A 7746-nucleotide genomic window follows, 5' to 3' on the forward strand; every position below is an offset into this window, starting at 1 on the left:
TTTCCATGACCATGGCGAGCTGGGCCAGCGCATCGCCTGCTAGGTCGACATTCCCAATCATGCTAATCTGGCGCGATCACGACCTGCGTCGGAATGATTCGATGGCATTGGCAGCTCAACATGCAGATTGCATGAACGAACCCAAGGAGATCAGCAGATTCAACGGGTTGGCCTCTGTGTCAAACGACCCGGAAGCACATGCCCGGCCAGGAACCGCTCAGCCCTTCACCGCGCCGGCCGCCAGCGACTGGCCGATCCGCCGGTACAGGAGCAGGCCCAGCACCATGGGCGGCAGGACGCTGAGGACCATGACGGCCGCCGCCGTTCCCCAGCGCACGCCGCCGCCGGACGCTGCAAAGAAGAACGAGGCGCCGACCGTGGTGGTGACGGCATTGCGCGTCGTCAGCATCAGCGCGAACAGGAACTCGTTCCATGCATAGACGAAGCCCAGCACCATGGTGGTGGCCAGGGCAGGCGTGGCCAGCGGCAGGACGATCCGCCAGAGCAGGCCGAAGGTGGAGGCGCCATCGACCCTGGCGGCCTCGTCCAGTTCCGCCGGCAGGTCGCGCAGGCTGGCCGCCAGCAGGACCAGGACCAGCGGCAGGTTCACGATGCACAGGATCAGCGCCAGGCCCAGCTCCGTGTCGAGCAGGCCCACCCGCGCATAGACCAGGTAGAGCGGGATTGCGAAAACGATCAGCGGGATGGCCCGCAGGTTGGCGACCAGCGGCAGGAGCCATTTCTGCCCGGTCTCGAACCGCACCATGGCGTAGGCAGCCGGGAAGGCCAGCAGGAGCGACAGGCCGGCTCCCAGGATCGAGGAGGCGAAGCTGTTCCAGAGGTAGTGGAGGATGTCGAAACGGTCGGCGATCGCGAAGATGCCCTGGTAGTTCGCGAGCGTCGGCGCCTCGATCCACCAGGACGGGTTGCCGGCAATCTCGGCCTCGGATTTGAACGAGGTGATCAGCGTGGAGATCACGGGGAAGTTCATCGCGAGCACGGCGATCGCGAACACAATCCAGCGGAGCGCCGTCATGCGCTGGCTCCCGCGCGCCGCTGGCTCAACCGGTGCACCACCGACAGGACCAGCCAGGACGCCGCCAGGAGCAGCATGGACGCCGCCACGGCACGGCCAATGTCGCCCGACTTGAAGAAGGCTTCGTACACCCAGATGCTCATGGTCGCGGTCGACCCGCCGGCACCTGCACCCGTCAGTGTATATACATTATCGAACACCCGGAAGCTGTCGATGAACCTGATGAAGAAGGTGGCCCCGATGGCCGGCCCCATGAGCGGCAGGTCGATCGATACCAGCCGCCGCCAGGTCCCGGCCCCGTCGATCGCCGCCGCTTCGCGCACGTCGGCTGGGATGGAAACGTAGGCGGAGTACAGGATCAGCAGCGCGAACGGCGTCCATTGCAGGACCTCGACCACGACCAGCGTCTTGAAGGCATTGTCGGGGCCGAGGAAGGAGGGGCTGTCGCCCACATAGGTGAACATGAACCAGGGCACCACGCCGACGAACTCGTGGAGGACGAGGCGGTACATCAGCCCGACCAGGGCAGGCGCGACCATCATGGGCAGCATCAGGAACGCCATCAGCCAGGGCCGCCTGGCCAGGAGCGGCTCCAGGAAGATCGCCAGGAACAGGCCGATCAGCACCTGGGCGGTGGCACAGAGCAGGCCGAAGCGGAGCGAGAACCATGCAGCGCGCCAGAAGCTCTCGGAGCTGAGCGCGCTGGCATAGTTCGCGAGCCCCACGAACTCCGGCGACAGGATCGTGGCGAACTCCACGGCCGACACCGAGTAGATCAGGTCGACCACCAGCGGCAGGCCCAGCATCGCCAGGAGGAAGATCGTGAGCGGCGCGACGAGGATTCGCCCGTCGCGCGCGAGTGCGCACTGCAAAACCGGAGAACTCCTCCTGAACCGGTGAGGCCTCTATTTCTTCAGCAGCCCGGCCATGCCTTCGGCCGTGGCTGCCAGGGCCTCGTCCAGGCTCTTCTGCCCGGCCCAATAGCCGGTGAATTGCTCGGCCTGCAGCTCATAGACGGACAGCGCCTTCGCCGAGGCACCACCATTCATCACGAAGCCATACTGGCCGGCATAGTCGCCAAGCTGCGCCAGGTCCGGCCGCTGCTCAGCGATCGGCTGGAGCGCCTGCGCCGTGAGGGCCGGCGCTCCGCCAGCCTTGGCATAGACCTGCATCGCCTCGGCCGTGGCCAGCCAGTTCAGGAACTTGACGGCCCCCTCCTTGTTCTGCGCCGCCTTGTTCAGGCCCAGTCCAAGCCCGTGGATGTGGGTGAACCGCCCGGCCTCGCCCGCCGGCGGTGCCACCGTCCCGATCTTGCCGGCCACGGTCGGTGCCTTGGCCGGGTCGTTCAGGTCCGGGAAGGCCGCGTTCCACTGCAGCATGGTCGCAACCTGGCCAGAACCGAACGCGGCATTGGCCTCGGCGAACTCGTAGGTCAGGCTGTCCTTGGGCGTGGTGCCCTCGTCGTAGAGGTTCTTGTAGAGCTCCAGCCCTTCGCGGAACGCTGCGCTGTCGACGGTGATGTTGCCTTCCTCGTCCATCCAGTCGCCGCCATTCGAGCGAACGGTGGAATGCCAGACCATGATGTTGAACAGAAGGTTCTTCATCTGCAGCACCGTCCCGTACCGGGTCGGGCTGTCCGGGTTCACCGACTTGGTGAAGAACAGCGTCGTCGCCTGATAGTCGTTCCAGGTCCACTGGTCCGGCCGCACCGGCGTCATCGCCTGGCCCAGCTTCTCGGCGGAGATCTCCTTGTAGCGCTCCTGCCAGGCAGGGTCGGAGAGGAGCTGGTCAATCAGGTCCTTGCGGAAATACATGAAGTGAAGCGAGAGGTCGGTCGGCACGCCGTACTGCGCGCCGTCGAACTGCATGGTCGTCAGCACCTTCTCGCCGAACACCTGGGGTGCCGTGTCCGGCAGCATGACCGGCTCCATGAACGGCGCGTAGCGGCCGATCGCGTAGGTCGCGAGCAGGTTCAGGTCGAACTCGCCGCTGCCGGCTGCCAGGTCCGTCTGCAGCTTGTCCCAAAAGCCGTCGCGGTTGAAGAAGATCAGCTCGACCTTGTCGGCCTCGGCGACATCGCCCTTGGCGTTGTAGGCATTGGCCGCCTCGCGCAGCGCGCTCTCTTCCGGGCCGCCAGGCCAGCCGAGGACCGTCACCTCGGCTTGTGCTGCCGAGGAAAGGGCACAGGCCGCGAGCAGGGCGGACGCAAGCCGGGCGATGGTCATAGAGACTGTTCCTCTCGGGTGGCTGCAGCTTCGCGAAGGGCGAGATCGGCGATGCCGAGGATGCCGGCACGGTTGCTAAGGGCCGCCGGCACCAGGTCCGGCCGTTCCACCTCCGGCACGTCGGCCAAGCGGGAACGCAGCTGATGGAGGTAACCTTCCGCAAGCCCGACACCGCCGCCGACGACGATCCGCACGGGGTCGTAGACATATTGGAGGTTGCGGAAGAGGAGCGCGCCGGCGTCAACCGCCTGCGCCAGCACGCTCACCGCCCAGTCTTCGCCCGCATGGGCGGCCGCGAACACTCTGGCCGCGTCGGTGTCGTGGCCCGACTCGGCAGCGAGCTTGGCGATGCCCCTGCCAGAGGCGACATCCTCGACCCGCAGCTCATGCTCGATGCGCATCTGGCCGATGCTTCCCGCGATCCCGCCACGGCCGAGCAGCAGGCGCCCGCCGAGGATCACCCCGCCGCCGATGCCCGTGGACACCGTGACAAACACGAGGTCGTCGATACCTTTGCCGGCACCGGCCACATGCTCGCCCCAGGCTGCCGCCTGCGCATCGTTGCAGGCCGTGACCGGTACATGCAGGCGGCGGGTCAGTTCGGTCTCGAGCATGAAGCCTTGCGGTACCGGCAGCGTGTCCGGGTTGAGCGCGTACCAGTGCCCGCGCCGGACGATGCCGGTGACGGCCATCCCCACCAGGGCAAAGCGCCCCTCCCAGCTCTCGCCGATCTCCCCGATTACGGAGAGCCAGGCATCGGCGCCGCCAGCGCGTGGCGTCGGCACCTGCCGCTCGTCGACAACCTGACCCTCCTGCACGAGGCAGGCCAGGATCTTGCTGCCACCCAGGTCCACAGCGAGGACCGTGGTCATGGGGAGGCTCCGGCGACCGCGGCCTTGAACCAGCCGGTGACATGCTCAGTGCGGGTGATGGCCGAGCCTACCACCACGCAGAAGGCACCGGCCTTGATCGCATCGGTCGCGGCGGCCGGGGTATGGTAGCGGCCTTCCGCCACCACCGGCACGTCCAGCGTGCGGGCAGCGTCACGGACGAAAGCCAGGTCCGGCTCGACCGGGACCGGCCCGCCGGTGTAGCCGCTCAAGGTGGTGCCGACGATGTCGGCGCCGGCCTTGGCGGCAGCGGTCGCATCGGCCAGGTCCGAGCAGTCGGCCATGGCGAGCCGGCCCAGCCGCTTCGTCTCGTCCAACAGGTCCGGAACGGCGACCGGCCTCGGCCGGGCCGTCGCATCGAACGCGATCACGTCGGCCCCGGCTTCTGCCAGCGCGGCGACATCCTCGATCAAGGGCGTGATGCGGACCGGGCTGTCGGGCAGGTCGCGCTTGATCAGCCCGATGATCGGCAGCTCGCAGGCACGGCGTACGGCCGCGACATTGGCGGCCCCCTCGATCCGCAGGCCCGCAGCCCCGCCGTCCCGAGCCGCCAGGGCCAAGGCCACGACGATGTCCACCCGGTCCATGGGTCCGCCGGTGACCGGCTGGCAGGAAACCACCAGTCCACCGCGCAGCCCGTCCAGAAGCCCCGCCATGATTCCCCACCGTGCAGCTATGTCCGGGCTACCCTCGGCAAGAGGAGCTTGCAATGATCATGAAGGTTTGGCCGCTACTGGACCTAGAGCTCGCGCACGAACACCGGCCGGTCCTCGCGCTTCTCACCCAGTGGATTGCGCAAGGGCTTGCCGAACAGCTCCGACTGGATCTCGAACATGTCGCCCGGCTCCGCGCGGATCCCGTCGGCGAAGCTCAGGGTCGCCGTGCCGAAATAATGCACGTGGACGTCGCCTGGGCGGCGGAAGAAGTCGTACTTGAAGTGATGGTGCTCCAGGTTGGCGAGCGTATGGGACATGGCGCTCTCGCCGGAGACGAACGGCTTCTGCCAGATCACTTCGCCGCTACGGCGGATGGCGGACGTGCCTTCGACCTTCTCCGGCAGGGCGCCGACCCGAAGCTCGGGCCCGAAGCTGGACGAGCGCAGCTTGGAGTGGGCGAGCCACAGATAATTGACACGCTCCGTGACATGGTCCGAATACTCGTTGCCCAGGGCGAAGCCCAGCCGCCAGGGCGTGCCGTCCGGGCCGATCAGGTAGAGGCCGCAGACCTCCGGTTCCTCGCCGCCGTCCTCAGCGAATCCGGGAAAATCCAGCGCGGCTTCCGGGGGCACGATCGAGCCGCCATCGCCCTTGAAGAACCACTCCGGCTGGGCGCCGATTTCGCCAGGCGCCGGCTTGCCGCCCTCAATGCCCATCTTGAACATCTTCATGCTGTCCGTGAGCTTTTCCGGCTCGGTCACGTGCATGGCGTCGCGCGTGGCGGCGCTGCCAAGGTGGGTGAGGCCGGTGCCGGTGACGAGCAGGTGGGCGGGATCGGGATGATCGAGCGGGGTGAGGAGGCGCTTGTCCTGGATGACCTCGTCATAGTCCTCGACCTGGTCGCCAAGCCGCTCCGTCACGACCTTCTCGAGCTGCTCCCCTGCGGCGACGGCAGCAAGCGCCAACCCGTAGACCGTCGTGGCGCGATCGACGACCCTGAGCCCGCTGCCTTCCACCACGGCAACGGCACGGCCACCATGCAATGTCTTGAACTGAACCAGGTTCATCTCGCATCCCCTTGTGGCGCCGCCCGGAAACTAGCGGCGGGCGGCAGCAACGTCATCTCTTCTCCGCGTTCGGCGGGAGAAGAGATGACGGGCGCGGTACCGTCGAGCGTGCCGGATGCTCGCCGAAGCGTCGGGCGCTCCCCATCTTGCGACGGCTGGTGGCGCGTGCCACCACCCAGCACAGGGATCGGGAGGACGATATGAGTGGCACGATCAGGGATCTTCTGAAAGGCGCAGATCCGAGCGTGCCGGCTGTTGCAGGTCATGATCGCAGGGCCCTGACGCATGGAGGGCTGGCGGGGCTGACGGAACGGGTTCGCGGTCAACTTGCCGGCTTTGGCATCGGGCCCGGCGACCGGGTCGGCATCGTCCTGTCGAACCGTCCCGCCATGGCGACGGCCTTTCTTGCCGTCGCGCAGTGCGCGACGACTGCACCACTCAATCAGACCTACAAGGCCGACGAGTTCGACTTCTACCTGTCCGACCTGAAGGCCAAGGCGCTGATCGTGGCGGATGGTGCCGACAGTGCCGCGATCGCCATCGCCCGCGCAAAGGGATGCGCGGTGCTGCGTTTGTGCGAGCACATGGGCGATCCGGCCGGCCAGTTCGACCTCGTGCCGGACGGTCCGACCCCGCCATCCGTGACGCCCCGTCCAGTCGGGGCGGACGATGTGGCACTGGTGCTCCATACGTCCGGGACGACGTCACGCCCGAAGATCGTGCCGCTGACCCAGGCGAACCTCGTCGCGTCGGCGACCCATATCGGCCGCACGCTGGCGCTGACGCCGGCGGATCGCTGCTTCGTGGTCATGCCGCTGTTCCACATCCACGGCCTGATCGCGGCGACGCTGTCGGCGCTGGCCGCCGGCGGGTCGGTGTTCGTGCCGGATGGCGGCTTCGATGCGCTGAAGTTCTTCCGGCAGCTGGACGAGAGTGCTGCCACCTGGATCACCGCGGTGCCGACCATGTACCAGGCATTGCTCTCCCGGGCGGACCGCAACCGCGACGTCATCGAGCGTGCCGGGCTCCGCCTCCTGCGCTCCTCGTCGGCATCCTTGCCGCCGCAGGTGATGCTCGAACTGGAAAAGGTGTTCGGCTGCCCGGTCATCGAGAGCTACGGGATGACGGAAGCGACCCACCAGATGGCGAGCAACCCGCTGCCACCTGCTGCCCGCAAACCTGGTTCGGTCGGCATTGCGGCGGGACCACTGGTGCGCGTCGCCGGGCTGGATGGCCGGTCGCTGCCGGCCGGGGAAGAGGGCGAGGTCGTGATCTCCGGCCCAAACGTCACCCCAGGCTACGAGGCGAACCCGAAGGCGAACGAGGAGGCCTTCTTCGAGCAGGATGGCCGGCGGTGGTTCCGGACCGGCGACCAGGGCCGGATGGACGAGGAGGGCTACCTGCGCATCACTGGCCGGCTGAAGGAGATCATCAACAGGGGTGGCGAGAAGGTGAGCCCCCTGGAAGTCGACGAAGTCGTGATGGACCACCCTTGCGTGCGCCAGTGCGTGACCTTCGCCATGCCGCACGAGAAGCTTGGCGAGGAGGTTGCCGTGGCCGTCGTCCTGCGTGAGGGCATGGAAGCCAGCGAGGCAGCCATCCGTGAGTTTGCAGGCGGACGACTGGCGGCCTTCAAGGTGCCGCGCAAGGTCGTCATCCTCGCCGAGATCCCCAAGGGAGCTACCGGCAAGTTGCAGCGGATCGGTCTGGCCGCGAAGCTGGGGCTCGGCTGATGCGGATCTGCGTGGTCGGAGCCGGTGCTATCGGTGGCTATCTGGCCTCAAAACTCGCGAGGAGCGGCATCGATGTCTCGGTGGTGGCAAGGGGTGCGCATCTCGAGGCGATCAAACGGTCCGGCCTGACCTTGCGGGA

At 67.2% G+C, this 7746-nt stretch carries 6 protein-coding genes and 1 pseudogene; 2 read left to right on the top strand and 5 right to left on the bottom strand.

From position 1 onward, the window contains the following. Nucleotides 1-217: 217 nt before the first annotated feature. The 5 genes and pseudogenes from VHL31_RS14730 to araD1 form a co-directional block, all read right to left on the bottom strand. Nucleotides 218-1036 (bottom strand): carbohydrate ABC transporter permease, encoded by an 819-nt coding sequence (locus VHL31_RS14730; RefSeq protein WP_329661977.1) that lies wholly within the window; start codon nt 1034-1036, stop codon nt 218-220. After that, on the bottom strand, nt 1033-1908 hold the full coding sequence (locus VHL31_RS14735; RefSeq protein ID WP_329661978.1) for a sugar ABC transporter permease: 876 nt from the start codon (nt 1906-1908) through the stop codon (nt 1033-1035). The genes VHL31_RS14730 and VHL31_RS14735 overlap by 4 nt, the downstream gene beginning before the upstream one ends. Before the next feature lie 33 nt (nt 1909-1941). After that, complete coding sequence (locus tag VHL31_RS14740; protein ID WP_329661979.1) at nt 1942-3261, bottom strand: sugar ABC transporter substrate-binding protein; 1320 nt, start codon at nt 3259-3261, stop codon at nt 1942-1944. After that, nucleotides 3258-4810 (bottom strand): annotated as a pseudogene (locus VHL31_RS26675) (putative N-acetylmannosamine-6-phosphate 2-epimerase). Before VHL31_RS26675 ends, VHL31_RS14740 begins: the two are co-directional and overlap by 4 nt. Nucleotides 4811-4890: 80 nt before the next feature. Beyond that, nucleotides 4891-5874 (bottom strand): AraD1 family protein, encoded by a 984-nt coding sequence (araD1, locus tag VHL31_RS14755; protein ID WP_329661982.1) that lies wholly within the window; start codon nt 5872-5874, stop codon nt 4891-4893. Nucleotides 5875-6074: 200 nt separating this feature from the next. Here araD1 and VHL31_RS14760 point away from each other — a divergent pair, with 200 nt between their 5' ends. Next, entirely contained in the window at nt 6075-7607 is a 1533-nt protein-coding gene (locus VHL31_RS14760; protein WP_329661983.1) for an acyl--CoA ligase, read from the top strand. Then, a partial coding sequence (locus VHL31_RS26680) for a ketopantoate reductase family protein (RefSeq protein WP_349262451.1) occupies nt 7607-7746 on the top strand: 140 nt, incomplete at its 3' end. The genes VHL31_RS14760 and VHL31_RS26680, both read left to right, overlap by 1 nt.

It is taken from the genome of Geminicoccus sp. (assembly GCF_036263595.1).
Lineage (GTDB): Bacteria > Pseudomonadota > Alphaproteobacteria > Geminicoccales > Geminicoccaceae > Geminicoccus.

What these genes read in the sequence shown, in the direction of transcription:
- VHL31_RS14730 (WP_329661977.1), bottom strand. Translation starts at nt 1,036, where the DNA reads ATGACGGCGCTCCGCTGGATTGTGTTCGCGATCGCCGTGCTCGCGATG.
- VHL31_RS14740 (WP_329661979.1), bottom strand. Translation starts at nt 3,261, where the DNA reads ATGACCATCGCCCGGCTTGCGTCCGCCCTGCTCGCGGCCTGTGCCCTT.
- araD1 (WP_329661982.1), bottom strand. Translation starts at nt 5,874, where the DNA reads ATGAACCTGGTTCAGTTCAAGACATTGCATGGTGGCCGTGCCGTTGCC.
- VHL31_RS14760 (WP_329661983.1), top strand. Translation starts at nt 6,075, where the DNA reads ATGAGTGGCACGATCAGGGATCTTCTGAAAGGCGCAGATCCGAGCGTG.